Source organism: Spirosoma oryzae, from assembly GCF_003002825.1.
GTDB lineage: Bacteria > Bacteroidota > Bacteroidia > Cytophagales > Spirosomataceae > Spirosoma > Spirosoma oryzae.
In genome coordinates this window covers 95,490-120,173 of sequence record NZ_PVTE01000014.1, presented here as the reverse complement: position 1 = coordinate 120,173, position 24,684 = coordinate 95,490, and the positions used below count along the sequence as shown (strand labels likewise).

Annotated in this window: 21 protein-coding genes; 17 read left to right on the top strand and 4 right to left on the bottom strand. The window is 54.6% G+C overall.

Going from position 1 to position 24,684, the window contains the following annotated elements; translation table 11 throughout:
• Positions 1 to 94 precede the first annotated feature (94 nt).
• The 10 genes from CLV58_RS17030 to dnaE all read left to right on the top strand — a co-directional run bounded on the left by CLV58_RS17030 (position 95) and on the right by dnaE (position 8,879).
• Positions 95 to 1,798 (top strand): FAD-dependent oxidoreductase, encoded by a 1,704-nt coding sequence (locus CLV58_RS17030; protein WP_106139030.1) that lies wholly within the window; start codon positions 95 to 97, stop codon positions 1,796 to 1,798.
• 152 nt (positions 1,799 to 1,950) lie between these two features.
• Complete coding sequence (locus CLV58_RS17025) at positions 1,951 to 2,376, top strand: acyl-CoA thioesterase (protein WP_106139029.1); 426 nt, start codon at positions 1,951 to 1,953, stop codon at positions 2,374 to 2,376.
• A 79-nt stretch (positions 2,377 to 2,455) separates the two neighbouring features.
• Positions 2,456 to 3,109: a peptide-methionine (S)-S-oxide reductase MsrA gene (msrA, locus tag CLV58_RS17020; protein WP_106139076.1), complete on the top strand. Its 654-nt coding sequence runs from the start codon at positions 2,456 to 2,458 to the stop codon at positions 3,107 to 3,109.
• Between the two features lie 178 nt (positions 3,110 to 3,287).
• The gene (locus CLV58_RS17015; RefSeq protein ID WP_106139028.1) at positions 3,288 to 3,581 is read left to right on the top strand and encodes a DUF6922 domain-containing protein; all 294 of its coding nucleotides are present in this window, start codon (positions 3,288 to 3,290) and stop codon (positions 3,579 to 3,581) included.
• Between the two features lie 8 nt (positions 3,582 to 3,589).
• On the top strand, positions 3,590 to 4,150 hold the full coding sequence (locus CLV58_RS17010; RefSeq protein ID WP_106139027.1) for a nucleotidyl transferase AbiEii/AbiGii toxin family protein: 561 nt from the start codon (positions 3,590 to 3,592) through the stop codon (positions 4,148 to 4,150).
• 15 nt (positions 4,151 to 4,165) lie between these two features.
• A complete protein-coding gene (locus CLV58_RS28410) occupies positions 4,166 to 4,324 on the top strand; it encodes a hypothetical protein (RefSeq protein ID WP_170108725.1) in 159 nt (52 codons plus the stop codon).
• 58 nt (positions 4,325 to 4,382) lie between these two features.
• Entirely contained in the window at positions 4,383 to 4,574 is a 192-nt protein-coding gene (locus tag CLV58_RS17005) for a hypothetical protein (RefSeq protein ID WP_106139026.1), read from the top strand.
• A gap of 105 nt (positions 4,575 to 4,679) precedes the next feature.
• Complete coding sequence (locus CLV58_RS17000) at positions 4,680 to 4,901, top strand: hypothetical protein (protein ID WP_106139025.1); 222 nt, start codon at positions 4,680 to 4,682, stop codon at positions 4,899 to 4,901.
• On the top strand, positions 4,891 to 5,229 hold the full coding sequence (locus CLV58_RS16995) for a type II toxin-antitoxin system RelE/ParE family toxin (protein ID WP_106139024.1): 339 nt from the start codon (positions 4,891 to 4,893) through the stop codon (positions 5,227 to 5,229). Before CLV58_RS17000 ends, CLV58_RS16995 begins: the two co-directional genes overlap by 11 nt.
• An 11-nt stretch (positions 5,230 to 5,240) precedes the next feature.
• Positions 5,241 to 8,879 (top strand): DNA polymerase III subunit alpha, encoded by a 3,639-nt coding sequence (dnaE, locus tag CLV58_RS16990; protein ID WP_106139023.1) that lies wholly within the window; start codon positions 5,241 to 5,243, stop codon positions 8,877 to 8,879.
• A gap of 9 nt (positions 8,880 to 8,888) precedes the next feature.
• On the opposite strand, the gene CLV58_RS16985 is transcribed toward dnaE, so the two are convergent.
• A complete protein-coding gene (locus CLV58_RS16985) occupies positions 8,889 to 9,560 on the bottom strand; it encodes a DUF3226 domain-containing protein (RefSeq protein ID WP_106139022.1) in 672 nt (223 codons plus the stop codon).
• Positions 9,557 to 10,657 carry an AAA family ATPase gene (locus CLV58_RS16980; protein WP_106139021.1) on the bottom strand — a complete coding sequence of 367 codons (1,101 nt, stop codon included), beginning with the start codon at positions 10,655 to 10,657 and terminating at the stop codon, positions 9,557 to 9,559. Before CLV58_RS16980 ends, CLV58_RS16985 begins: the two co-directional genes overlap by 4 nt.
• Positions 10,658 to 10,755: 98 nt before the next feature.
• On the opposite strand from CLV58_RS16980, the gene CLV58_RS28995 reads away from it, so the two are divergent.
• Positions 10,756 to 10,878 (top strand): hypothetical protein, encoded by a 123-nt coding sequence (locus CLV58_RS28995; protein WP_281257925.1) that lies wholly within the window; start codon positions 10,756 to 10,758, stop codon positions 10,876 to 10,878.
• A 5-nt stretch (positions 10,879 to 10,883) separates the two neighbouring features.
• Here the strand turns inward: CLV58_RS28995 and CLV58_RS16975 are convergent, their stop codons facing one another.
• Together CLV58_RS16975 and CLV58_RS16970 are read right to left on the bottom strand one after the other, a co-directional pair.
• The gene (locus CLV58_RS16975) at positions 10,884 to 12,506 is read right to left on the bottom strand and encodes a Na+/H+ antiporter (protein ID WP_106139020.1); all 1,623 of its coding nucleotides are present in this window, start codon (positions 12,504 to 12,506) and stop codon (positions 10,884 to 10,886) included.
• Between the two features lie 127 nt (positions 12,507 to 12,633).
• Complete coding sequence (locus CLV58_RS16970; protein ID WP_245882363.1) at positions 12,634 to 13,125, bottom strand: hypothetical protein; 492 nt, start codon at positions 13,123 to 13,125, stop codon at positions 12,634 to 12,636.
• 142 nt (positions 13,126 to 13,267) lie between these two features.
• Between CLV58_RS16970 and CLV58_RS16965 the strand changes: the two genes are divergently transcribed.
• The 6 genes from CLV58_RS16965 to CLV58_RS16935 all read left to right on the top strand — a co-directional run bounded on the left by CLV58_RS16965 (position 13,268) and on the right by CLV58_RS16935 (position 24,651).
• Complete coding sequence (locus CLV58_RS16965) at positions 13,268 to 14,050, top strand: prohibitin family protein (protein WP_106139019.1); 783 nt, start codon at positions 13,268 to 13,270, stop codon at positions 14,048 to 14,050.
• Positions 14,051 to 14,207: 157 nt separating this feature from the next.
• Positions 14,208 to 15,293, top strand: a complete 1,086-nt coding sequence (locus CLV58_RS16960) for a fasciclin domain-containing protein (protein WP_106139018.1) — start codon at positions 14,208 to 14,210, stop codon at positions 15,291 to 15,293.
• Between the two features lie 219 nt (positions 15,294 to 15,512).
• Positions 15,513 to 18,629, top strand: coding sequence for a DNA polymerase I (gene polA, locus CLV58_RS16955; protein ID WP_106139017.1), 3,117 nt, complete (start codon positions 15,513 to 15,515; stop codon positions 18,627 to 18,629).
• 369 nt (positions 18,630 to 18,998) lie between these two features.
• Positions 18,999 to 22,295, top strand: coding sequence for a glycosyl hydrolase (locus tag CLV58_RS16950; RefSeq protein ID WP_106139016.1), 3,297 nt, complete (start codon positions 18,999 to 19,001; stop codon positions 22,293 to 22,295).
• Positions 22,296 to 22,715: 420 nt separating this feature from the next.
• Positions 22,716 to 24,029 (top strand): LVIVD repeat-containing protein, encoded by a 1,314-nt coding sequence (locus tag CLV58_RS16945; RefSeq protein WP_106139015.1) that lies wholly within the window; start codon positions 22,716 to 22,718, stop codon positions 24,027 to 24,029.
• A gap of 1 nt (position 24,030) precedes the next feature.
• Positions 24,031 to 24,651: a hypothetical protein gene (locus tag CLV58_RS16935; protein WP_211300871.1), complete on the top strand. Its 621-nt coding sequence runs from the start codon at positions 24,031 to 24,033 to the stop codon at positions 24,649 to 24,651.
• Positions 24,652 to 24,684: the final 33 nt, after the last annotated feature.

The following is a 24,684-nucleotide window of genomic DNA, read 5'->3' as shown; positions in this document are numbered from 1 at the left end:
GCTGGTGTCGATGCATGCGGTAAATTTTGTTAGTTTGCCCCCTTACTTTTCCGAGGTAGCATGGCGCGCTGCCAGTACGCTTCGGTCTCTTTGTATGAATCGACGTTCGTTTATCGGGCAACTGTCTGCGGTGAGCGGCACCGTCCTGACAACCGCCCTGCCTGCCTTTCCAGCGATTGATGCTGTATCCCAAGCCCTGACCACCGGATACACGGCAGATGTAGTTATCGCCGGTGGTGGTGTAGGTGGCTGCGCGGCTGCCCTGAGTGCCCTGCGTGCCGGAAAAACGGTGGTGATGACTGAAGAAACCGATTGGATCGGTGGGCAGCTCACCCAACAGGGCGTTCCACCGGATGAACACTTGTGGATCGAAACCCACGGGGCTACCCGCCTGTACCGACAGTATCGAAACGCCGTTCGCGACTACTACCGGCAGCATTACCCGCTGACAGAAGCGGCTCGTGCGCAGGTGTACCTGAATCCGGGCGACGGAGCCGTGTCGCGACTGAGTCACGAGCCACGGGTGTCGCTGGCCGTGTTGCATCAACTGCTAGCACCGTACCTGAGCGCGGGAAAGCTGACGCTGTTGCTCGACCACAGGGTCACCGGAGCCGACGTGCAGGGTGATCGGGTGCGGGCGCTGAACGCGACGCATCGACAGACCGGGCGCGTCCTGACGCTCACGGCCCCTTACTTTGTCGATGCTACCGAGCTTGGCGACCTGCTGCCGATGACCAACACTGAGTTTGTGACGGGCGCTGAATCGCGTGCGGACACCCGCGAACTCCACGCACCCGAACAGGCCGATCCGAACAATGTGCAGGCGTTCACGATGTGCTTCGCCATGGATTACGTCCCCGGCGAAAACCACGTTATCGACAAGCCGCGTGAATACGATTTCTGGCGCAGCTACACGCCCGCCCTGAAACCGGCCTGGTCGGGAAAACTGCTGTCGCTGGCGTATGCGAATCCGAAAACACTGACTCCGAAAACGCTGGGCTTTCAGCCGGAAGGCGCTAAAACGGGCGATGTGCTTAACCTCTGGAATTACCGGCGTATCATTAGCCGGGCGAACTTCGAGCCGGGATTTTATCGGGGCGACATCAGTAATGTCAACTGGCCGCAAAACGATTACGCGCTGGGGAATCTGATCGGTGCGTCGGCGAACGAATTTGCCCGGCACGTCGACCGGGCGAAGCAGTTGAGTCTGTCGCTGCTGTACTGGCTGCAGACCGACGTGCCACGGCCTGATGGTGGCCAGGGCTGGCCCGGTCTGCGACTCCGTCCCGACGTGATGGGTACCGCCGATGGGCTGGCCAAATACCCCTACATCCGGGAAGCCCGGCGTATCAAACCGGTCTTCCGCGTGCTGGAAGAACACGTCGGTGCCGACAATCGGGCACTGATCACAGGCCAGAAAACCGGGAACACGGCCGCGCCCTTCGCCGATAGTGTCGGTATCGGCTATTACCACATCGACCTGCACCCCAGTACCGGCGGTAACAATTACATCGACTTCGGTTCATTGCCGTTTCAGATACCATTAGGCGCTTTGCTGCCGCAACGAATGGAGAATCTGTTGCCCGCCTGTAAGAATATCGGTACGACGCACATCACGAACGGCTGTTATCGGCTGCACCCCGTCGAGTGGAGTATCGGTGAGGCTGTTGGGGCATTGATTTCGTTTTCACTTGACCGAAACGTGCCACCCCGTGCCGTCCGCGAAAAACAAACTCTGCTGACCGACTTCCAGCAACAGCTTCGTGCGCAGGGAATCGATACGCAGTGGCCGGTCTGACGTAGACTTCCGGATCAGCCAGCCCGGATGATAGTTGGAACCATCGATGGAAATGTTGGACCGTATTTATGGAAAGCGGGCGTGCGGGTGCCCGGTCTGTATATTGCCATAGTCTGCCGTACCCCCAAACCGTGTACAGCAATCCTGCATTCATGACCCAACTTACGTTTCCTACGGTAGCTGACCGTATAGCTGCGGCTGAAACCCGCGTGTTCAAAGCCGTCTTTCCGAGCACGACCAATCACTACGATACGCTGTTTGGTGGCACGGCGCTTCAATTAATGGACGAAGTCGCATTCATAGCAGCAACGCGCTTTTCGCGCAAACGCATGGTAACCGTTTCGTCGGACAAGATCAATTTCACCAAGTCGATTCCGGCCGGAACGATCATCGAACTGATCGGGCGGGTCGAACACGTCGGTAACACCAGTATCCGGGTAGCCGTCGAAATTTACGTGGAAGAGATGTATTCGATGGAGCGTCATTCGGCCATTCACGGCACGTTTACCTTCGTTGCGCTGGACGAACAAAAGAAACCCATCCGTATTCTGGAGCCTGCTGAACTTGCCCAGGTATAAACTACCTCCGGAGCCAGGATTTTAAAAATCGATGCTTCGGCAGGCGAATCTACCGGGCCGTTTCGGTGTTTACTACCCGATGAAACGGCCCGTGTTCTTGCTATTTAGTTACCTGCTCGCCAGTCTGACGATTGGTTGTTCGACCGGGCAGGCTCCCGACAATAAACCCGCGCCATTGCCGGTGCTGAAGCCCGGAGAAGCCGTCGCCACGTTTGCCGGTGGTTGCTTCTGGGCGACGGAAGAAGCGTTCGACCGGTTGAAAGGCGTCCGCGAAGTTATATCGGGCTATGCCGGTAGTGACTACCCTAACCCAACCTACGCCGATGTCAGCACCGATCAGACCGATCATGCCGAGTCGGTGCAGGTGTACTACGACCCGAAGCAGATCAGCTATGCGCAGCTGCTCACTGCCTTCTTCGCTGCCCACGACCCGACCACGCTCAACAAGCAGGGGCCGGATGTGGGCAAACACTACCGCTCGATGGCGTTCTACCGTACTGAAACCGAGCATCAGCAGCTGATCGGCGTAATTCAAAAAATGGACACGTCCGGTCAGTTTCAAAATCCAATCGTGACCGAAATTGTCCCATTTAAAACGTTTTACCCGGCAGAGGAATACCACCAGAATTACATCAGGCAACATCCGTGGCAGGTCTACATTCAGACCGTCTCCCTGCCTAAAATTCACCACATGGAAAAAGTCATGGCCGGGCAGTTGAAAGAAGATGATTGATGCGCTAACTATTGTGACTGGAAGGTGTAAGAGTAGATCAACTCATGGGCGGAGAATTGTTGCCAAATCATACGTACCAGATGTGCCACCCCAGAGCTTTAGTAAGTAAGGGAGGTAGTAAAGCGAATCTGTTCATCGAAGCAATACATAGATCAGTCAGTGAAAGCGCGAACGTATTATGAATAAGCCTATTCTTTCCCCGACCGCTTTCTGGGACGTAGATATGCAGTCGCTGGACTACGAAAACAACGCCCGGTTCATTATTGAGAAAGTGATGAATTACGGGTTATGGGCTGATATTCAGGAAGTGATGTGCTTCTACGGCCATGACCGCGTAAAGCAGGAAGTTATACAGACCGCTTTTCTGAAGAAAAAAACCTTGTCATTTTGCTGCGCCATTTTTGATCTGACGCCCGACCAGTTTCGATGCTATACCCGGCAACAGTTGCACCCGACACCCTGGAATTACTAAGACAGCTGATGCAGTTGCCAGCTTTAGACTCCTTCGCGCTGGCAGGCGGAACCAATCTGGCGCTACGCTACGGACACCGCCTGTCCATTGACCTTGATCTGTTTACGGATCAGTCTTTTTCAACAAGCGACGTCATAGATGAACTGGTTCGACTGTTTCCGGAAACGATCGTTACGGACGAGTCAAAGAACTCCGTTAGCTTGTTTATCCGGGGTGTTAAAGTCGACTTGCTGGCGCATCGCTACCCGCTGCTACAGCCTTTTGAGAATATGGAGCAAATTCGTTTCTGGTCTGTCGACGATGTGATTGCGATGAAGTTAAGCGCTGTTAGTGGACGGGGTGCTAAAAAAGATTTCTGGGACATTGCCGAGCTGCTAAATCAGTATACGCTGCCGCAGATGCTCCACTTTTTTACCCGAAAATACCCAAACAGTGATCCCGGGTACGTCATCCGCTCGTTAACTTATTTTGACGATGCCGAGCAACAGGTCGATCCCGTTGAGGTCAACACGATCACGTGGCCGGAGGTAAAACAACGAATTACACAGGCGGTCCGGCGACTGTTGTAAATGAGTCGATTGCTGATGAAACACAAATTTTCCAGTCGACGGGTAGCCATCCGCCCGATGGATTCAGCTATTTTTATCAACGCGAATCCAGCTAATCACCCGGAGCAACCGTCCTCTAAGAAATCAGAGCGTCAACTGTTGATTCCCATCAAAGAGCGTACTGGTGTCCACTGATAAATACAGTCAGCGCGTTTACCTCACGTTGATACGTCATCTACGCAAAAACTCGCATATGAAAGGCATAAACTATCTCATCAACGACGTGGGCGAACGCACGGCGGTAGTAATTGACCTGAAAACATACGGTACTGAACTTGAAGACTTTCTGGACGGTCTGGAAGCGCAAGCGCGTAAGGATGAGTCGAAGGAAGATTTCGACACGGTTGTGAACCGGCTGTTGAGCGAGAAGGGTTGTCATGCATAGATACACGATTGTTATCACGAAATCAGCAGGGAAAGAACTGGCTAAACTACCGGTTCAGACGCCCGCCGTCGCGGATTACCTAGACACTAACGTAACCAGATAGACATGACTACCGCCCAGATCATCTACGAGCAGTACAAAGTGTTGCCTAAGCGCATTCGTCAAGAACTTAAAGCACTCATTAACAGCGAGGACGAAGCTGGAACGACCTTTTCGCTACTAGAAGACATTGAGCAAGGGCTGAACGAAGTAAAGTTGATCCGGCAGGGGAAACTACCCCGTCGTACGTTTGCCGACCTCAAACGGGAGGGGAATAATGCCGAATAGCGTACTGCTCACCCCTCGTTTTGAAAGACGGTATAAACGATTCAGCAAAAAATTCGCTTCGCTAGAGGGTGAATTAGATGAACTTATTGCCGATCTGACAAAGTCTCCAACGATAGGCCAGTCGCTTGGGTCGGGGCTTTATAAAATTCGCCTGGCGGTGAAAAGTAAGGGCAAAGGAAAAAGTGGTGGTTTTCGGATTGTAAGTTATCTGGTTACGGAAAATGAAGACAACACAGACATTTTCCTGATCACCATGTACGACAAATCGGAAGATAGCAGCATCGATAAAGATACCCTGCTGGCTATGATAGCCGATTTGTCAGAATAGTTATACATCTTATGCAGTTTTCTCACCTCCATACGCATACCCAATATTCGCTGCTCGACGGGCAGGCCGACATCAAGAAGCTGATCAAGAAGGCAAAAGGTGACAATATGCCCGCCGTCGCGATTACCGACCACGGCAATATGTTCGGGGTGTTCGAGTTCGTCGCCGAAGCCAGTAAACAGGGGATCAAACCCATTGTCGGCTGCGAGTTCTATGTCGTCGACGACCACACGCGCAAGCAGTTTACCAAGGAGCAGAAGGACATTCGCTACCACCAGCTGTTGCTGGCGAAAAACCCGCAGGGCTACAAAAACCTGGCGAAACTGTGTTCGCTGGGCTACATGGAAGGGCTGTACGGCAAGTACCCCCGCGTCACGAAGGAGCTGATTGACAAATACAAGGAGGGCCTGATTGCGACGACCTGCTGCATCGGGGCTATCGTGCCGAAAACGATCCTGAAAAAAGGTGAGGAAGCGGGGGAAGCCGAGTTCAAATGGTGGCTCGACCGCTTCGGCGAAGACTATTACGTCGAACTGCAACGGCACGAGATTCCGGATCAGATCAAGGCCAACGAGGTGCTGGTCAAATTCGCCCGGAAATACAACGTCAAAATCATTGCGTCGAACGATTCGCACTATGTCGATCGCGACGACTGGGTCGCGCACGACATTCTGCTGTGCGTCAACACGGGCGAAAAGCAGAGCACACCGTCGATGAAGGAATTCAACGACGACGAAGCGATGCCTAAAAACACGCGGTTCGCGTTCTTCTCCGATCAGTTCTATTTCAAGAACACGCAGGAGATGACGACGCTGTTTGCCGATATGCCCGAAGCGATCGACAATACCAACGAGATCGTCGGCAAGGTCGAGACGCTGAAACTGAAGCGCGACATCCTGCTGCCCAACTTCCCGATTCCGGGTGAGTTCCAACTGCATGCCGACGACGTTGCCAACCAATGGGAGTTTCTGAAGCACCTGACCTACGAAGGGGCTCGGAAACGTTACGGCGAAATCGAAAGTCACGTACAGGAACGGCTTGACTTCGAGTTGTTTACCATCAAGACGATGGGTTTCGCCGGGTACTTCCTGATCGTGGCCGACTTCATTCAGGCCGGGCGTGATCTGGGTGTGATGGTAGGCCCCGGCCGGGGTTCGGCGGCTGGGTCGGCGGTAGCGTATTGCATCGGGATTACGAATATCGACCCTATCAAGTACGACCTGCTGTTTGAGCGATTCCTCAACCCCGACCGGAAGTCGATGCCCGATATCGATACGGACTTTGACGATGAAGGCCGGCAGAAGGTAATCGATTACGTCGTGCAGAAGTACGGCAAGCAACAGGTGGCGGCTATCGTGACCTACGGTACGATGGCGGCCAAATCGGCGATCAAAGACGTGTCGCGGGTGATGGACCTGCCCCTGTCCGATGCCAACGCCCTTGCCAAGCTGGTGCCGGACAAGCCGACCTACAACATGACGCTGCGCCGGATTTTCGAAGATCCGATCGACGGCCCCGGCGGACTGGCGAACGTAATTCAGCCGGAAGAAGTGGAAAATGTTCGGCGGATGCGGGCGCTCGAACTGGGCGACCAAAGCGTAGGCCGGACGATGAAACTCATCGATACCGAGAAGGTGCAGAACGTGCTGCAACAGGCGCGTCGGCTGGAGGGTACGGTGCGAAACACGGGCGTTCACGCGGCCGGTATCATCATCGCGCCCGACGACCTGTCGAATATCGTTCCCGTCTCGACCTCGAAAGATACGAACCTCATTATCACCCAGTATGAGGGCAAGGTGATCGAGGACGCCGGGGTTATCAAGATGGACTTTCTGGGGCTGCGCAACCTCACCATCATCAAGGAGTGTCTGCGGCTCATCAAGCAAAACCACGGTGGCCTGATTATCAACGGCGTCGAAACCGACATTGACGACATTCCGCTCGACGACCCGAAAGCCTACGAACTGTTTCAGCGCGGGGAAACGAACGCTATTTTCCAGTTCGAATCCGACGGGATGAAGAAGTACATGAAGGACCTCAAGCCTGACCGCTTCGAGGATCTGATTGCGATGAACGCCCTCTACCGTCCGGGTCCGATTCAGTACATCCCGACCTTCATCAACCGGAAACACGGCCGCGAGGAAGTCAAATACGACCTGCCCGAGATGGAGGAGTATCTGGCTGACACCTACGGCATTACGGTTTACCAGGAGCAGCTGATGCTGCTGTCGCAGAAGCTCGGCAACTTCACCAAAGGCGACGCCGACGTACTGCGGAAAGCGATGGGTAAGAAGGACCGCGCGACGCTCGACAAGATGAAGGGCAAGTTCATGGATGGTTGCGCGGCCAACAAGCTGAACGCAAAGATCTGCGAGAAGATCTGGACCGACTGGGAAGCCTTCGCGTCGTACGCGTTCAACAAGTCGCACTCGACCTGCTACGCGTTTGTGGCCTACCAGACGGCTTATCTCAAGACGTACTACAAGTCGGAATACATGGCGGCCGTTTTGACGAGCTGCCTGGGTAACATCGAAAAAATCACCTTCTTCCTTGAAGAGTGTAAGAACATCGGCATTCCCGTACTCGGCCCCGACGTCAACGAATCGGAGCGGGTATTTGGCGTGAATAAAAAGGGCGAAATCCGCTTTGGGCTGGCCGGTATCAAAGGTGCGGGCGACGCGGCCGTGGAAGCCATCATCGACGAGCGAACCGCCGGAGGGGAATACAAGGACGTATTCGACTTCATCATCCGGGTCAACCTGCGGACGGTGAACAAGAAAACGCTTGAATCGCTGGCCTATGCCGGTGCCTTCGACGCGCTGGAACCCGATTACCACCGGGCACAGTATTTTGACGTACCACCGACTGAAACCAGCCCGTTTCTGGAAAAAATCATCCGGTATGGCAACAACTACCACGCGGAGAAAGCGGCCGCGCAGCAGTCGCTGTTCGGTGCCATGATGGGGGGCGAGCCCATGCTGGCGCGTCCCAAACCACCCACGGTGCCGGCTTGGAATCAGATCGAGAAACTCAAATTCGAGAAAGAAGTCGTCGGCTTTTACATCACCGGTCATCCGCTCGATGAGTTCCGGCTGGAGATGGACGGTTTCTGCAACTGTACGCTCGACAAACTCTACGAGACTAAAACTGCCGAAATAAAAGTCGCCGGTATTGTGTCGTCGATGCAGGTGCGGATCACCAAGACCGGTAATCCGTTCTGTATCTTCAAGCTGGAAGATTACAACACATCTGTCGAACTGGCGCTGTTCGGCGACGACTACGTGCGGCTGGGGCAGTATGTCGACGTGGGTCGTTTCCTGCACATCACGGGCAAGACGCAGAATAAGTGGAACTCCGATCAGCTGGAATTTAAACCCGCGTCGATTCGGCTGCTCAACGAGATGCGCGAGAAGATGTGCAAGGAGCTGCGCGTGTCGCTCACCCTCGACGTGCTGAATGCGCAGTTGATCAGCCAGATCAACGACCTGATGAATGCCCATCCCGGCACCTGTAACCTGTCGCTGAATGTGGTCGACCCCGAAGAGCGGCTGGAGATCAGTCTGCAATCGCGCACGCTCAAAGTTTCGCCCGCCAACACCCTGCTCAACGCCCTCGACAGCCTGGCCGGGGTCAGTTACAAGGTGGCGTAGGAGTTTGATTTAGCTAAAAAGAGTGTTTAGCCACGCGGTAAATCGTTGACACAGGTGGGTATTGTGATCAAGCATTCTTGCTCTGATGGCAATACCCATCGGCTTTCCGGGCTCATCTTGCCAAGAAAGCCAAGTGTGAATTAAGGCCTTGGAGCGATGAACTGGTTTGAATAAACTACCTTGTCCTTTGGCTCTTGCATTATCGACTTCTGTCAGTGCTTGTTTGGCAATTGATAATGTCAAATCTCCGGGAGGAATCATTGTCGAAACAAAATCTTCCAGCATTCCAGGATACTGGACATTATCCGGCATAAGCCAGATTCCTATTTTGGGTTTCCGCCCAAACCCTGCTATGATTGTTCCATCCGGCGCGGGATCGTCAGAAACAGTATAACCTTCTCGTCTTAATAAGTCACGTATGCTTTGCCATCTTGCGGTGAGCGCCTGTTCGGGACTTTCTGTGTCGGCGTCAGCATCAATGACTATTCCTATTACCTCTAATTTTGTTTTTAGGAGGGATGCGAGCTTCAAGTTTACATTACTAACGCTTTCACAATCTACTATGTCAAAGTTATCCGCTAACTGACATGAATTTCGGACGTTGGCAACGACGTGTAAATCCTCTTTTCCCTCAACCAGTAGCTTTTTGAGCCAGTTCCTGCGGTTAATCTGTGTGTTCATCGAGGGTCAACATGGACGCGGGTTGTAGTTTGAACTTCTTCTGAATCGTATAAAGTCGCTTCAATATCACCGTCATAGTTATCGAGACGAATCATATAGCCAAAATCTTTCTTATATTGCTCATTGGCTAAAACGTTTGCAAAAGCATTTATGCAATCGTAGCTGTGAGTGGTGACAAATACTTGAATATTAAGGCGTTCCGCAACGGTGAAAACTACTTTCCAAAGTTGTTCTTGTACAGAATAATGTAGTCCGTTTTCGAATTCATCTAGTAAGAAATAACCATTTTCGCAATTGACCATCGCCAATATAATGGTTAATATGCGATTGATACCATCTCCCATTGAGCTTAAGAATATCGGAAAGTTGTGCCTTCTCAATTTTACCAAAGCTCTTCTTTCTTCCCTTTTGGAGCCCGACACAAAATTTATTAGATCAAGATCTGGTTCAATAATTTTGAGGGCGTCGATAGTTAAATCCTGCTTATGTGTTAGGGTGATTTTATCCCAAAGAAGTCCGTTTACATCGCGGCTTATTTCGTTCGTACGAACGAATTGTATGTTAGGATTTAAATTTAGAATACTAAAACTTCTGCCTAAGCGACGGTCAAGGCTGACTATGCGGGATACATCGGGTAAAGCTACTTCTAATCCTAACTTAGCATTGGCATCAAAATCAGAAATCAGTTTTCTACTTATACGATCCCCCTGCTCGTCGATTTCATCAAGATAGTTTACCAATCTCATTAGAACTACATCTGCATCCCTATATGATTCAGTTAATGTCTGTTGAATTCTAATTCCATCTTCTGGAAGAAAACCAGCTTTCCAATCCGAAAACAGACTTGAGATAGCCTGATAGTTCATTTCTAAGTACCCAGTCGCGTCCGTTAAGTTGCTATAACCAATTTCTCCCCTTGCTTCTAGGATTCGATATAGCCATTGTGGATTTGCTTCATGTACTAATATACTTGCTGCTTCCAGAATAGAAGTTTTACCCGTGTTGTTCTTTCCCAGAAGCAAGTTCACGCGCCCTAACTTTTCAATGGTCAGGTGCTTAAGATTACGATAATTATGAATTTCTAATGAGCGTAGCATTTTACACAAGGGATGCTGTTGATTCCAAAACTACGGCTTTTTGCTTACTCTTTGCTTTGCATGGTTCACACCCCGGCACCTGTAACTTGTCCTTGAACGTGGTTGATCCTGATGAGCGGCTGGAAATCAGCCTGCAATCGTGTACGCTCAAAGTCTCGCCCGCCAACACCCTGCTCAACGCCCTCGACAGCCTGGCCGGGGTCAGTTACAAGGTGGCGTAAGATACTCATACTTCACTGGTTGGGCGACGGATGGTGATCTGCTCAAGGTCGAGTTCAAACTCTTTTCGGCGGAGTAGTTCATCACTGTAAGCGTTTTGGCTGCGGAGCCGGGCCAGCTCCTGCCGGCGGACGCGGATCATCTCGATTTTCATTTCCTGATACCGGCGTAACGTACTGGCTGTTGGCGTATCGCTGTCAGGGGTGCTTTCAACCAAATAGCCGCCCGTATGAGTCAGTCGCTCGTATTTCCGGCGTTGATGGACAAACGGAACTAGCGTAACCGACTCGTGGCGATAGTGCCCCAGAATGTGTGCCAGTGCCGTTTTGGCCAGCCGTGTGTTTAATTCTACCTCGGCGTCGCGGCTGGTATCAGGTTCGGCAGGCGCGATGTTGAGCCAGTTGATCAGCCACGGCAACGGTAGTCCCTGCACAACCAGTGTGACGATAATGACGGTGAAGGCAATGAACATAATCAGTGTTCGAAACGGGAAGGGCGACTGATCGGGGAGGAGCATCGGTATCGTCAGGGCCGAAGCCAGCGTGACAATGCCGCGCATACCGCACCAGCCCAGCAGCACAACGACCCGCCAGCCCGGATAAGGGCTCTGGTCACGTAGTCGGCGACTCAATAGCCGGGGTAGGCAGGTTGCCGGAAACATCCATAGCATCCTGACGACGATCACGGCCAGACTAATCAACAGACCAAAGCCGATCGCTACAGGAAGCGAAATGCCCGCCCGCGAAAGGTGTGAGACAAGTAACGGCAGTTGCAGACCAATCAGGATAAAGACCAGCCCGTTGAGCAGAAACATTAGCGTTTCCCAAACCCCAAGCATTTGTAGCCGCGATGCTGATGTCAGAATCCGCTGGGAATGGTACGACAATACAAAACCGCCACTTACAACCGCCAGTACGCCCGACGCGCCAACGTGTTCAGCCGCCAGGTACATCAGATAAGGCGTCATCAGCGAAACAAGCGTGTCGATGCTTGGCGTTGTCGGCATCAGCCGGTGCATCAGACTCACCAGACTCGCTACGGCCAGTCCAATCAGAATACCGAAGACACTAGTTACCACAATGGCCTGCCCGAAATCCAGCGCCGAGAATGTACCCGACAGGATAGCGGTTACCGTAAAGCGAAATAGCATCAGACTGGCCGCATCGTTTACCAGACTTTCACCCTCCAGAACTGTGACGATGCGTGGGGGTAGTTTCAGCTTCTGGAAGATCGCTGTAGCGGCCAGTGCATCGGGTGGCGCAACCAGACTACCCAGCATAAAACCAAGTGCCAGCGGGAAGTTGGGAATCAGCAGGTGGGCTAATACGCCGACAAAAGCTGTCGTGGTAAACACCAGCCCGAAACCGTGCAGTAAGATCGGGCGTCGGTTGGCCCAGCATTCATGCCAGCAGGTGTTCCAGGCCGCCCGGTAGAGCAGGGGCGGTAACAGGACGATAAACAGCAGTTCATGCCGTAATCGTATGACGGGTAAACCCGGCAGCAGACTGATGCACAGCCCGGCAATAACCAGTAGAATCGGTGCAGAAATGCCGATTCGGGTGCTGAGCATAATCAGCACGATAATCAATAGCGACAGGCTAAGCGCGAGAATGAGATACCCTTCCAGCATGACAGCAGCACAGTAAGTGGTTGTTTGCTGATGGGTACGTATTGAAGTCGGCTGACGTGGTAAGCCGGATGGTTATTTGACATTTTTTAACAATTGCCTTGACGTGCTGTGGCTCGTCAAAGAGCAACTAGTGGCAAGGTGTTTTAGCAAGTCGGTAGCGGTAGGTGCCGCCGGGTTGTTTCAGTGTCCATTTGCCTTGGTGCTCAATGCGTTCGCCCTCGCCCCACGAAATGGAGTCGCCCGAGAGCGTCAGGATCAGCGCGTAGGTTTCGGTCATACCTTCGCCCGATCGTTGCCAGTCGGCCGTAATGGTGTTGCCGGATCGGGTGCCGGTAAATGACCCGCGCGCCCGGTCTTTTTCGTACGGATTGATGTCGATCTGCCCCGATGCGCGGTCACCCGCCAGGACCAGTCGAAGCGTCGTTGTGTCGCGGCTCAGTATCTCCCGGAAGCAGAGCGAGTCAGCAGATACCGGCGATTGGCTGACCGTCAGGGAGTCGGTCGCGGTTTTCTCCGTGCGGGCCGTTTGTGTTGAGCCGCAGCCCAGGCTGTACAGCAGCAGGGTGGTAAAGGTGCCTACGGCCAGGAGCCACTGGCGATAACCGGGACGTGTGGTCATAATGGATGCGTTGATTCTTAGATAAACGTAGTGCAGAGCGGGTTGTTGCCGGAAAGTTTAACAGCAACTTAACACCGGTTCAACGACCATTTAATTCGACGATGTGTCATTCGTGGCCATAACGCACTACACACTGTCAACTATGAAACGTAACCTGCTGTACCTGCTTACTCTCAGCGTTTTGTCATCCTGTACGATCATCCGGCAAGGGGAGGTCGGTGTCAAACGGCGGCTGGGTAAGCTCGATCCCAACGTGAAGGGCTCCGGTGTTCATGGGTATAATCCGCTGACGACGACGATTTTGCGGGTACCCATTCGCACCATCAATCTACCGTTGGCTGTCGAAAACCTGCCGTCAAAAGAAGGCCTGAACATCAGCGCGGAAATGGCTGTGCTGTACCGGATTGTCCCGGAGAAAGCCCCACAGGTACTCGCTACGATTGGCGAACGCTACGAAAACGTGGTGGTCGTCAGTGTATTCCGGTCAGCCGCAGCCGACGTGTGCGCCCGATTTTTTGCGAAGGATATGTATACCGGGCAACGGGAAGAAATCGAGCGGGAGATTGCCGATGAGATGCACAAGGTACTCGAACCACGGGGTATCGTCGTGGAAAGTGTGCTGATGAAAAGTATCGAGTTGCCGAAGGGGCTGGCGCAGTCGATCGAGCAGAAACTCGAAGCCGAGCAGCAGGCACAGCAGATGGACTTCGTGTTGCAGAAAGAACGCAAGGAGGCCGACCGAAAAGTGATCGAAGCCAAAGGCATTGCCGACGCGCAGAAAATTATTTCCGAGGGGCTGACCAAGCAGATTATCGAGTTCAAAAGCATCGAAGCCTTTCGTCAGCTAGCGACGTCGCCGAATACGAAAGTAATCGTGACCGACGGCAAAACACCAATGCTGATCTCATCAGCCGATGATAAATAAGGCGTGTTCGATACTAGTTTGCTCAATCAAATCCGGCAGTCCGTCATTGATTCCGGGCATCCGACCCGGACGGGGCAACAATTGCGGTTAGCCGGAAGTTTGAGAAGAGGAGCGAACTCTGAGTCGCTCGTATACTGTCTATTCCGACTCCTTTTCTATGTCAACCAATCGCCGGACGGTCATTTCCCGCACCGTTGCTTTCGTTTCCCTATCTGTACTGGCTATGCTGGGGTATCTGACGGCCTGCAAGCCCAACAATGATAACACCCCTACGCTGTCGACGATCAATGATCTGCTTGTCAACGGTAACGGTAGTGCCGGCAACCGGTTCACGCTGCTCAATCTGGCCATCCAGCGGGCCAACCTGGGGGCTACCCTGAGTCAGGCCGGAACATATACGCTGTTTGCCCCCACCGACGATGCGTTCAAATCCGCCGGTTATGCCGATGCCAATGCGATCAACAATCTGTCAGTAGCACAGTTACAGGCTATACTTCAATATCACCTGCTGGGCACCCGGCTCGATGCTACGTCGATTCCGACGGCATTCAACACACCACAGACAACGGCCGCCGGCAGTTCGCTGTATATCTCAAGAGGGACGTTGACGACGACGTCGTCGGCGACAGGTACGTCGACAACCGGCACTTCCACGACGGCCACGTCGACGTCGGCAACCTCGACCACGGCATCGGTATTTTCCGTCAATGGCGCACGGATTCTGTCGACGGGGACGGCTGCCAGCAACGGCGTTATTTACCCGATCAACCGGGTGCTGCTGCCGCCAGCTTTCGGCGACATTGCGGCTACCCTCCAGGCTATTCCGACGCTGTACCCCAGCCTATCGTTTTCGTTTCTGAGCGCGGCCGTTTCCCGCGCCGGTATCACGTCGGTGCTGACCTCGACCACAGCCCCCATCACGGTATTTGCGCCGACCAACGCAGCCTTCACAGCTGCCGTACCTGCCATACAATCGGTGGGGGACATCAACGCGATGCCGGTCGATTCGCTGCGCAAGATTCTGACGTACCACGTTGTACCGAGCCGGGTATACACACCACTGGTTACCGCCGGGTCGAGCCTGACGACGGCGCAGGGCGGTACGATTACCGTCGGTGCGAGTACAACTGCCCTGACCGTAACGGGTCGTCGGAACGGCGGCACGGCCTCGACCATTACCCTGCCCGACGTTACTGCCTCCAACGGAGTTATTCACGTCATCGACCGCTTGCTGCTGCCTTAGCAAGAATAGACTATTGTTTATCAAAACGGCCATTTCTGCGCAGAAATGGCCGTTTTTCATGTAGCTAGCTTACGAAAAACCGGAATCAAAACCGGGGCTGTCGTGTTATATAAAAAGGCACTGATCTGTCGTCAGGGCTGGTATCTTTGCGGGCGGTAGACCATCGATGTATCGACGCGTTACCGCCTTATTTTTCGTGTACTGTCTGCTTTTTTTCGCATGGCCAAACCCCAGAAGAAACTGTTTCTGCTCGACGCCCTCGCGTTGATCTACCGCGCTCATTTCGCCTTCAGCAAGTCGCCCCGGATTTCATCGCGTGGGGTCAACACCTCCGCCATTTTTGGCTTCATGAATGCCATGATCGAGGTGCTGACGAAGGAGAAACCAACGCATATCGGCGTCGCGTTCGACTCGTCGAAAAAGACGTTCCGGCACGAGCAATTCCCGGAGTACAAAGCCACGCGGCAGAAACAGCCCGAAGACATCAGCGTCGCGACACCCTACATCAAGCAGGTGATCGAGGCCATGCACATTCCGATTCTGATTCTGGATGGCTACGAGGCCGACGATATCATCGGAACCATCGCCAAGAAAGCGGCTCAGGCTGACTTCGAGGTATACATGATGACGCCTGACAAAGACTACGGGCAACTGGTTGAGGAACACGTACACATCTACAAACCAGCGTTCATGGGCAAGCCCGCCGAGAAGCAGGGGGTGAAGGAAGTGCTCGAACGCTGGCAGATCGAACGCATCGAACAGGTAACCGATATGCTGGGTCTTGTCGGCGATTCGGTCGATAACATTCCCGGTATCCCCGGCGTGGGCGAAAAGACCGCCCAGAAGCTCATTGCCGACTTTGGCTCGGTTGAAAACCTGATTGCCAACGCCGATCAGCTGAAAGGCAAGCTGCGCGAAAACGTGACCAATTTTGCGCAACAGGGGCTGCTCTCGAAGCAACTGGCAACTATTCATCTCGATGTGCCGCTTGCCTTCGATGAGGATAAACTGCGCCATACCGAATACGATAAACCCCGTCTGTCGGCCCTGCTCGATGAACTGGAATTCAAGCAGATGAAGGGCCGGTTGCTGGGTAGTAACTACGACGAGCAGCCACTGCCCACCGCGTTTCAGAATAAGCCGACGCAGGGGCAGATGAGTCTGTTCGACTCGCCGGGCGACGAAAATCCGGCCTTTCTGCCGTTTCCGAATATGGGGCGGTCCGGCGATCCGGCGGTCAACCCGTCCGGTGCCAGCGATCTGCCGTTCGATTTTGGCTCGATTGGAAGCGAAACCTCCGGCACAGATACGTCCGGTGCTGTTTCCGAACCCTCTGCACCAAAGAAGCGGACGAAGAAAACGCCGGTACAGATGCCTGTGGCCTCCGGGTCGGATGCCACACCTGATGCGGTGACCGACACGGTTACGACGGATGACACGCAGGGGAACGAAGTGACGGAAGCCCCCGCCTATCTGGACGTTTACCCCGATTATGAAATCGATGAGGTACAGCCCGAACGGCGAAAAACGATTCTGACCACCGTTCACGACTACCGGCTGGTCGATACCAACGAGTTGCGCGACAGCTTGGTCCATTTTCTGAATCAGCAGGAAAGTTTCTGCTTCGATTCGGAAACGACGGCCATCGATCCCGTCGAAGCGGATCTGGTAGGCCTATCGTTTGCCTATCGGACCGGCGAAGCATTCTACGTTCCCGTGCCGCCCGATCGGGCCGAAGCACAGGCGATTGTCGACCAGTTCAAGCCCGTTTTTGCTAATCCGGCCATTGAAAAGATCGGGCAGAACCTGAAATACGACCTGTTGATGCTGAAAAAGTACGGCGTGGAAGTGCAGGGTAAGCTGTTCGACACCATGATTGCCCACTACCTGATTGAGCCCGAAATGCGGCACAACATGGATATGATGGCGATGACGTACCTGAACTACAGTCCGGTCGAGATCGAATCGCTGATTGGCAAGAAAGGAAAAGGGCAGCTCACCATGCGCGACGTCGACATTCAGAAAGTGGTCGACTATGCCGGGGAAGACGCGGACATCACCCTTCAACTGAAACACACCTTCTCCCCCCAGCTCGAAAAAGACAACCTGCACAAGCTGTTCGATCAGGTCGAGATGCCGCTGGTACAGGTGCTGACTGACCTGGAACTGGAAGGCATCACGGTAGACACCAATGCGCTGGCCGAACTCTCCGCGACGCTGGAAACCGACATGCGGCAGGTGCAGCAGGAGATTTACGCCATCGCCGGCGAGACGTTCAACATTGGCTCGCCCAAGCAGCTCGGCGAAGTGCTGTTCGATAAACTCAAACTCGACAAGAACGCCAAAAAAACCCGGACCGGTCAGTACGCAACGGGCGAAGAAGTGCTGTCGAAACTCGAGGGCGACAATGAGATCGTGCAGAAAATTCTGGACTACCGCGAACTGATCAAGCTCAAGAATACCTACGTCGACGCGTTGCCCTTGCTCATCAGCAAACGCGACGGCCGGATTCATACGTCGTTCAATCAGGCCGTGGCCAGTACCGGGCGGCTGTCGTCGGCTAACCCGAACCTACAGAATATCCCGATTCGGACGCCACGGGGCCGGGAGATTCGCAAAGCGTTCGTCCCGCGTGGCCCCGAGTTTCAGATCATGTCGGCCGACTATTCGCAGATCGAATTGCGGATTATGGCCGCTTTCAGTGGCGATCAAACCATGCTCGAAGCGTTCAACAACGGCGTCGATATTCACACACAGACGGCCAGTAAGGTCTTCCACGTGGGGCTCGACGAGGTAACGGGTGACATGCGCCGGAAAGCCAAAACCATCAACTTCGGCATCATCTACGGGATCTCATCGTTCGGGCTGGCGCAGCGGCTCAAGATTCCGCGCAAAGAAGCGGCTCAGATCATCGAGGAATACTTCGCAGGCTTCCCGGCAGTGAAAGACTACATCGACCAGTGCATCGAAAAGGCGCGGGGCTTTGGTTATGCCGAAACGATCCTAGGCCGTCGTCGCTACCTCCGCGACATCAACTCGCGCAATCAGACCGACCGGATGTTTGCCGAGCGCAACGCCGTAAACGCCCCGATTCAGGGCAGCGCGGCCGATATGCTGAAGATCGCCATGATTCAGATTCACGAATTCATGCAAAAAGAGCAACTGAAGTCGAAAATGATCCTGACCGTACACGATGAACTTGTTTTCGACGCCCACCGCGACGAAATCGACTACCTGCGCGAACGTGTCGACCACATCATGAAGCACGCCATTCCGATGGCTGTCAAGATGGAAACGGGTATTGGCGTTGGCGAAAACTGGCTCGTCGCTCACTAGGACGTTCAGTGACAAGACTACCACACCTGTTTTAAGTCAGGGATTTCGCAGTGGCTGACCGAATGTACCCCCCGCCCCCTGAAGGGGGAGAAGTCCGCGCGTAGATTTCTCCCCCTTTAGGGGGCGGGGGGTAAAGGCAGAGAAGATATACATTGTAGTCACGCAAAAAAATCGCTGCTACTAGGTACACACCGGGTTGCAGCGATTTTTTGTTGCGTGTCGGTTTACGATCACCTGACTTTTTCTGCGACTGCGTGTACTTGGACGATCGGCTGGATTGACCATGAGGATGTTGAGCGCCGTTTCTGCTTTCGTAGGCTAAACCACCCTGGTGACATACACCGCTGGTCAACCTAAGCCTGTATTTGAATGAAAGCCCCTTTCCTGCTCTGCCTGCTCACTCCGGCGCTGGCCTTTGCCCAGCCCGCAACGATGCAGCAACAATTCCGGACGCCCCCGAACGCAGCAAAGCCCCGTGTGTGGTGGCACTGGATGAACGGCAATATCACGAAAGAAGGAATCAAGAAAGACCTCGACTGGATGAGTCGGGTTGGTATCGGTGGGTTTCAGAATTTCGACGCCAGCCTGTTTACGCCGGTCGTGGTGCCCAAAAAACTGGTGTTTATGACACCGGACTGGAAGGACGCGTTTCACTACGCCACCGACGTTGCCCGGACGAATCAACTCGAAATGGCCATTGCCGGGTCACCGGGCTGGAGCGTGACGGGTGGGCCGTGGGTGCCTGCATCGGATGCCATGAAAAAGTACGTCTGGAGCGAGATGCAGGTGACGGGTGGACAACCGTTTACCGGGAAACTGCCTACGCCCCCGGCGACAACGGGTAGTTTTCAGCAGGTGCCGATTGCTGTGCAGGGGATGACCGGAGGTACCACCCAAGCCCTGCCAACCTACTACCAGGATGCCGCCCTGATCGCTTATCGACTGCCTGCCGACGACCAGCCGTTTACGCAGCTGAATCCCAGGGTGTCGTCGAGCGGGGGGACCTTCGACCTGAAGGCCTTGACCGATGGTGACGTTCACAAGGCGACCTACCTGCCACCGACTGCCGTTGGCGAATCGATGTGGATTCAGTACGAATTCGACAAGCCACAAACGTTCCGGGCCTTTTCGATTGCCGGTGCGAACCACACGGCGCTGGAACAATTTAACGGCGGCCCCGAGAACCGGGCACTGAGCGTCAGCGACGATGGTGTAACATTCCGACCCGTCGCGACGATTCCCGGTAGTATCGTGCCGCAGAATACCCGGCGTATCCCGCCCACGACCGCCCGGTTCTTCCGGTTCACGTTTGTCACCCTGAAGCCCGAAGTCAATAGGTTTGCGGCTATGGCCGGGCAAACGGAAGCGCCGAAGCCGGAGGGTGTCAACGTTGCCGAACTGATGCTGTATAGCACCGACCGAATCGATCTGTTCGAAGACAAGGCGGGCTTTACGCCCTGGGTCGAAACGGGGCCGGGTATGGAGTCGGCGGTAGCGGGCGCTATTCCGCTGGCCGACATAGTCGACCTGACCAGGTATATGAAAGCCGATGGGTCACTGAACTGGACACCGCCCGCCGGTACGTGGCAGCTGGTGCGGTTGGGCTATTCGCTGACGGGGCGGCAGAATCACCCGGCTTCGCCCGAAGCGACGGGGCTAGAGGTCGATAAGCTCGACAAAGACGCTGTCCGGCGGTACATCAACACCTACCTCGACATGTACAGCGACGCTACCGGCGGGAAGCTGGGCACCGCAGGGCTGCAATACATGATTCTCGACAGCTACGAAGCCGGGCATATGACTTGGACGAAAGCCCTGCCCGACGAGTTTCGTAAACGCCGGGGCTACAGCCTGATTCCTTGGATTCCGGTGCTGACGGGGCGGGTGGTGAAAAGCTATACGGCCAGCGAAGGGTTTCTGTGGGACTTCCGCAAAACCATCGGCGAACTGATTGCCGAAAACCACTACGATCAGATTGGCGACGTACTGCATCAGCGCGGTATGAAACGGTACACCGAATCGCACGAGAACAAGCGAATTTTCCTGGCCGACGGGATGGACGTCAAGCGGAACGCCGATATTCCGATGTCGGCCATGTGGACGCCGGGTAGTCTGGCCGGTGGGGGCGAGGAGGAAATTCGTAGCAAAGCGGACATTCGCGAGTCGGCGTCGGTGGCGCACATCTACGGGCAGAATCTGGTAGCCGCCGAGTCGATGACGTCTATCGGTAACGCGTTCAGCTACGATCCGCAGCGCCTGAAGCGGACCGCCGATATGGAACTGGCGTCGGGGCTGAATCGCTTCGTTATTCACACGTCGGTACACCAGCCGCTCGACGATAAGAAACCCGGATTTTCGCTGGGGCCTTTCGGACAATACTTTACCCGGCAGGAGACCTGGGCGGAGCAGGCCAAACCGTGGATGACCTACCTTGGTCGCAGTTGTTACCTGTTGCAGCAGGGTAAACCCGTTGTCGACGTGCTGTACTACTACGGAGAGAATAAAAACATTACCTCGCTGTTCACGACCAAACTTGCCGATGTGTCGCCCGGCTACGAGTACGATTTCGTCAATGCCACAGCTTTGCTCAATGTCGTTCGGGCCGAAAAAGGCAAACTGGTCGTACCCAGCGGGCTGACGTACCAATTGCTGGTGCTGGATGAAAGCGCCCGGCAGATGACCCTGCCCGTGCTCCGAAAAATCGGGGAGCTGATAAAGGCGGGCGTGCCTGTGGCGGGCGTAAAGCCGGAACAGTCGCCCAGCCTGAGCGATGATCCGGCGACCTTCCGCACGCTGGTCGACCAGCTGTGGCGAAGTCCGAACGTCACGGTGGGAAAGCCGGTCGCCGAGGTGCTGAAGGCGCTCCGCGTACCGGAAGATGTACTCGTTCGCCAAGAGAAAGCGCCCGTGTTGTTTGTGCATCGGCAGACGGCTACCGAATCGATTTACTGGCTCAACAGTCGGAGCGACGAACCCAACGACGCGGAGGTCAGCTTCCGTATCGCGGGGCGAGTGCCAATGCTGTGGCATCCGCAGACGGGCAAGATCGAATCCGTCTCATACCGAATCGTCGACGGGCGAACCGTTATCCCGCTGCATTTCGACTCCTGGGACGCCTACTTTGTTGTTTTCGGTGAGCCAACCACGACCACGTCGTTCACGAGACCGGCGCGTACCGAAACAAGGGTCGCGTCGCTGACGACTCCCTGGCGCGTTCAATTCCCAACGGCATCGGGTAATCCGCGTTTGCTTACGTTCGACAAGCTGACGTCCTGGACCGACCATGCTGACGCGGCTGTCAGCTACTTCTCGGGGACGGCTACCTACCAGACCTCATTTGCCGTGCCAGACGTAGTCAAGAATGGGCAGTACGTGCTTGACCTGGGCGAGGTGAAAAATCTGGCGGAGGTGATCGTCAACGGAAAGAACGTGGGGATCGCCTGGAAAAAGCCGTTCCGACTCGATATATCGGAGGCCGTGAAAGCGGGGGATAATCAGCTCGAAATCCGGGTGACAAACCTGTGGCCCAACCGGCTTATCGGCGACGCACAGCCCGGAGCCGTGAAAACTACCTTTACGACCATGCCGTTTTATCAGGCAACGTCCCCACTTCTGCCATCGGGCCTCCTGGGGCCGGTACAGGTAGTAGTCAGCACCACGAACTAGCGATGGAAACACTGAGTCAGCAACAGATCGATCAGTTTATCGACACCAGGTACGTCAGCATCGAGTAGGCGTTTTCGGGTGAAACCGCCGATCGATGCCGCGCGCAACTGTGGCAGGTAATTGACCTGAAACCGGACAAGCCCGCGACCTGGACGCAGCCGGTGATCCGCGTGGGAGAAAAGCCAACGTTTATGGCCAGGCCGCCCCTGTTTGCCAAACGAGCCTTTACCCTCGACCAGCCGGCAGCGGCCTGCAGTCCGGTGGAGCGCGCGATTGTGCGCGCCATTTCTTCGTAGATGGTTATCCGGATCGTAGAATTTAGCTACCGTTTAATAAATCAATTGGCTATTCCTGAGGATGTTACAACGGTTAGTCAGTGGGTAGGGTCGTGGGGGTGTACTCTATTCCTGATCGACTGCTATGAAACGAATCCTCTACGTACTGGCGTGTATTCCCTTGCTGTGGACAGCCGTTGCCTGTACAGACAACTGCACCGAGACGCGCGTATTCCGGCAGTACACACCTGTTACCATGACAACCACGCAGGTGCGGCAGGGCGTGGGTATCTCCATCGCGCAGCCGCTGGTTAAGCCGGGTAAGATTTATACGAAAGATGGCTACCTGTTTATCAATGAGCTGAAAGAAGGGATTCACGTCATCGATAACCGCGACCCGTCGTCGCCCAAAACGCTGGCGTTTATCAACATACCCGGCAATGGCGACATCGCCGTTCGCGATCAGTATCTGTATGCCGATAGCTACATGGACCTGGTCACGTTCGACATCAGCGACATCGCCAACATCCATGAAGTAGCCCGCGTTGAAAATGTGTTTATGCAGGGGCAGTTCGACGGTGGCTGGTGGTCGTATCAGCCGGCCAACAACAACATGGTCATCAGCGATCAGCGTGTCGAGTACCGGACGCAGACGGTTCCGACGAACTGTGAAGCGACACCCGCACAACCCACTAGCTGGTGGACCGTCAACACGATGTTTGCGAGTAGTGTATCCAGCGATACCAAAGCCGGATCGGCGGGCGGTAGCAGCGGCACCGGTGGCTCGATGGCCCGTTTTGCCCTGTACGACAAGTTTCTTTATGCCGTCAGCTCGTCGGACATGAAACTCTTCAACGTGCAGCAGCCAGCCAAACCCACGTTCAGCAATACCGTGTCGATGAGCGGAGGTATTGAAACGATCTTTCCTTACAAAGACAAGCTGTTTATCGGTTCGCAGACGGGAATGCTGATCTACGACAACAGCAATCCGGCGCAACCCAAACCACTGTCGACGTTTAGTCACGCCCGTGTGTGCGATCCGGTCGTTGTCAATGGCAACACGGCATACGTGACCCTGCGGTCGGGGAGCACCTGCGCCGGCTTCACCAATCAGCTCGACGTGGTCGATGTCAGTAATCTGCTGAGTCCAAAGCTGGTGAAAAGCTATCCGATGCGCAATCCGCACGGGCTGGGGGTCGATTTTCCGAACCTGTTTATCTGCGAAGGCGATTACGGCCTGAAATCGTTCAACGCCAGCGATCCGCTGCAAATCGACAGGAATCTACAACAGTACATCGAAGACGTACAGGCGTACGACGTTATCCCAATGGGTACGGTGTCGGGACAGAAAATTCTGCTGATGATCGGGCGGGATGGTTTCTACCAGTTCGACTACAGCAATCCGGCCCGGCTACGGCTGCTCAGCAAAATTCCCGTCAACCGGCCTACGCTCACCTAGTATGGCACTCATTCGTACGATTGGCTGTCTGCTGGCTATGCTGGCGGGCAGCGTACCGGCGCTGTGGGCGCAGCTGCCGGTTGTGGAGCGATTGGAGCAGGCACACCCCTTTGTCAACTATACCGAGCTGGGCGGGCTGTTCGGGCGGGTTGCGTACCCGTCGGGCTTCGGATCGCCGACGGAGCAGGTCGAAAACAAAGTAAGCCTGACCATACAAACCTTCAACGGCGTACAGCTGCGGCCCCGGCTGGCGGTGGGTGGCGTCGTCGGTGTCGACTGGTATGCCAACGCATTGCTGTTGCCGGTTGGTGCCGGATTGCGCTACGACCTGACGCGGGTGGAACAAAACGGTGTCAATCTCTTCGTCTCGGCCGACGTTGGGTACGGCCTCACCTGGCTCAACAGAGCGTCGACGGGCAACGAACTGACGAAGGGTGGGCTGATGCTCAACCCCGGTCTTGGCCTGCGATTTGGTAAACCCGGTAAAGGAGCTTTTCTGCTGTCGCTCAGCTACAAACGGCAGACGGTCGACGCCAATAAACCGTTAGGCTGGAACGATATCCGGCGCGACGAACACCGCGTCTACAACCGGCTGGCCGTGCGACTGGGCCTTAGCTTTTAGTCGTTGTTGCACTGATTCGCTAAGAAATACGAA

Excerpts from the sequence above, each read along its gene's own strand:
- CLV58_RS17030 (WP_106139030.1), top strand. The coding sequence starts at position 95 with ATGAATCGACGTTCGTTTATCGGGCAACTGTCTGCGGTGAGCGGCACC.
- CLV58_RS17025 (WP_106139029.1), top strand. The coding sequence starts at position 1,951 with ATGACCCAACTTACGTTTCCTACGGTAGCTGACCGTATAGCTGCGGCT.
- msrA (WP_106139076.1), top strand. The coding sequence starts at position 2,456 with ATGAAACGGCCCGTGTTCTTGCTATTTAGTTACCTGCTCGCCAGTCTG.
- CLV58_RS17015 (WP_106139028.1), top strand. The coding sequence starts at position 3,288 with ATGAATAAGCCTATTCTTTCCCCGACCGCTTTCTGGGACGTAGATATG.
- CLV58_RS17010 (WP_106139027.1), top strand. The coding sequence starts at position 3,590 with ATGCAGTTGCCAGCTTTAGACTCCTTCGCGCTGGCAGGCGGAACCAAT.
- CLV58_RS28410 (WP_170108725.1), top strand. The coding sequence starts at position 4,166 with ATGAAACACAAATTTTCCAGTCGACGGGTAGCCATCCGCCCGATGGAT.
- CLV58_RS17005 (WP_106139026.1), top strand. The coding sequence starts at position 4,383 with ATGAAAGGCATAAACTATCTCATCAACGACGTGGGCGAACGCACGGCG.
- CLV58_RS17000 (WP_106139025.1), top strand. The coding sequence starts at position 4,680 with ATGACTACCGCCCAGATCATCTACGAGCAGTACAAAGTGTTGCCTAAG.
- CLV58_RS16995 (WP_106139024.1), top strand. The coding sequence starts at position 4,891 with ATGCCGAATAGCGTACTGCTCACCCCTCGTTTTGAAAGACGGTATAAA.
- dnaE (WP_106139023.1), top strand. The coding sequence starts at position 5,241 with ATGCAGTTTTCTCACCTCCATACGCATACCCAATATTCGCTGCTCGAC.
- CLV58_RS16985 (WP_106139022.1), bottom strand. The coding sequence starts at position 9,560 with ATGAACACACAGATTAACCGCAGGAACTGGCTCAAAAAGCTACTGGTT.
- CLV58_RS16980 (WP_106139021.1), bottom strand. The coding sequence starts at position 10,657 with ATGCTACGCTCATTAGAAATTCATAATTATCGTAATCTTAAGCACCTG.
- CLV58_RS16975 (WP_106139020.1), bottom strand. The coding sequence starts at position 12,506 with ATGCTGGAAGGGTATCTCATTCTCGCGCTTAGCCTGTCGCTATTGATT.
- CLV58_RS16970 (WP_245882363.1), bottom strand. The coding sequence starts at position 13,125 with ATGACCACACGTCCCGGTTATCGCCAGTGGCTCCTGGCCGTAGGCACC.
- CLV58_RS16965 (WP_106139019.1), top strand. The coding sequence starts at position 13,268 with ATGAAACGTAACCTGCTGTACCTGCTTACTCTCAGCGTTTTGTCATCC.
- CLV58_RS16960 (WP_106139018.1), top strand. The coding sequence starts at position 14,208 with ATGTCAACCAATCGCCGGACGGTCATTTCCCGCACCGTTGCTTTCGTT.
- polA (WP_106139017.1), top strand. The coding sequence starts at position 15,513 with ATGGCCAAACCCCAGAAGAAACTGTTTCTGCTCGACGCCCTCGCGTTG.
- CLV58_RS16950 (WP_106139016.1), top strand. The coding sequence starts at position 18,999 with ATGAAAGCCCCTTTCCTGCTCTGCCTGCTCACTCCGGCGCTGGCCTTT.
- CLV58_RS16945 (WP_106139015.1), top strand. The coding sequence starts at position 22,716 with ATGAAACGAATCCTCTACGTACTGGCGTGTATTCCCTTGCTGTGGACA.
- CLV58_RS16935 (WP_211300871.1), top strand. The coding sequence starts at position 24,031 with ATGGCACTCATTCGTACGATTGGCTGTCTGCTGGCTATGCTGGCGGGC.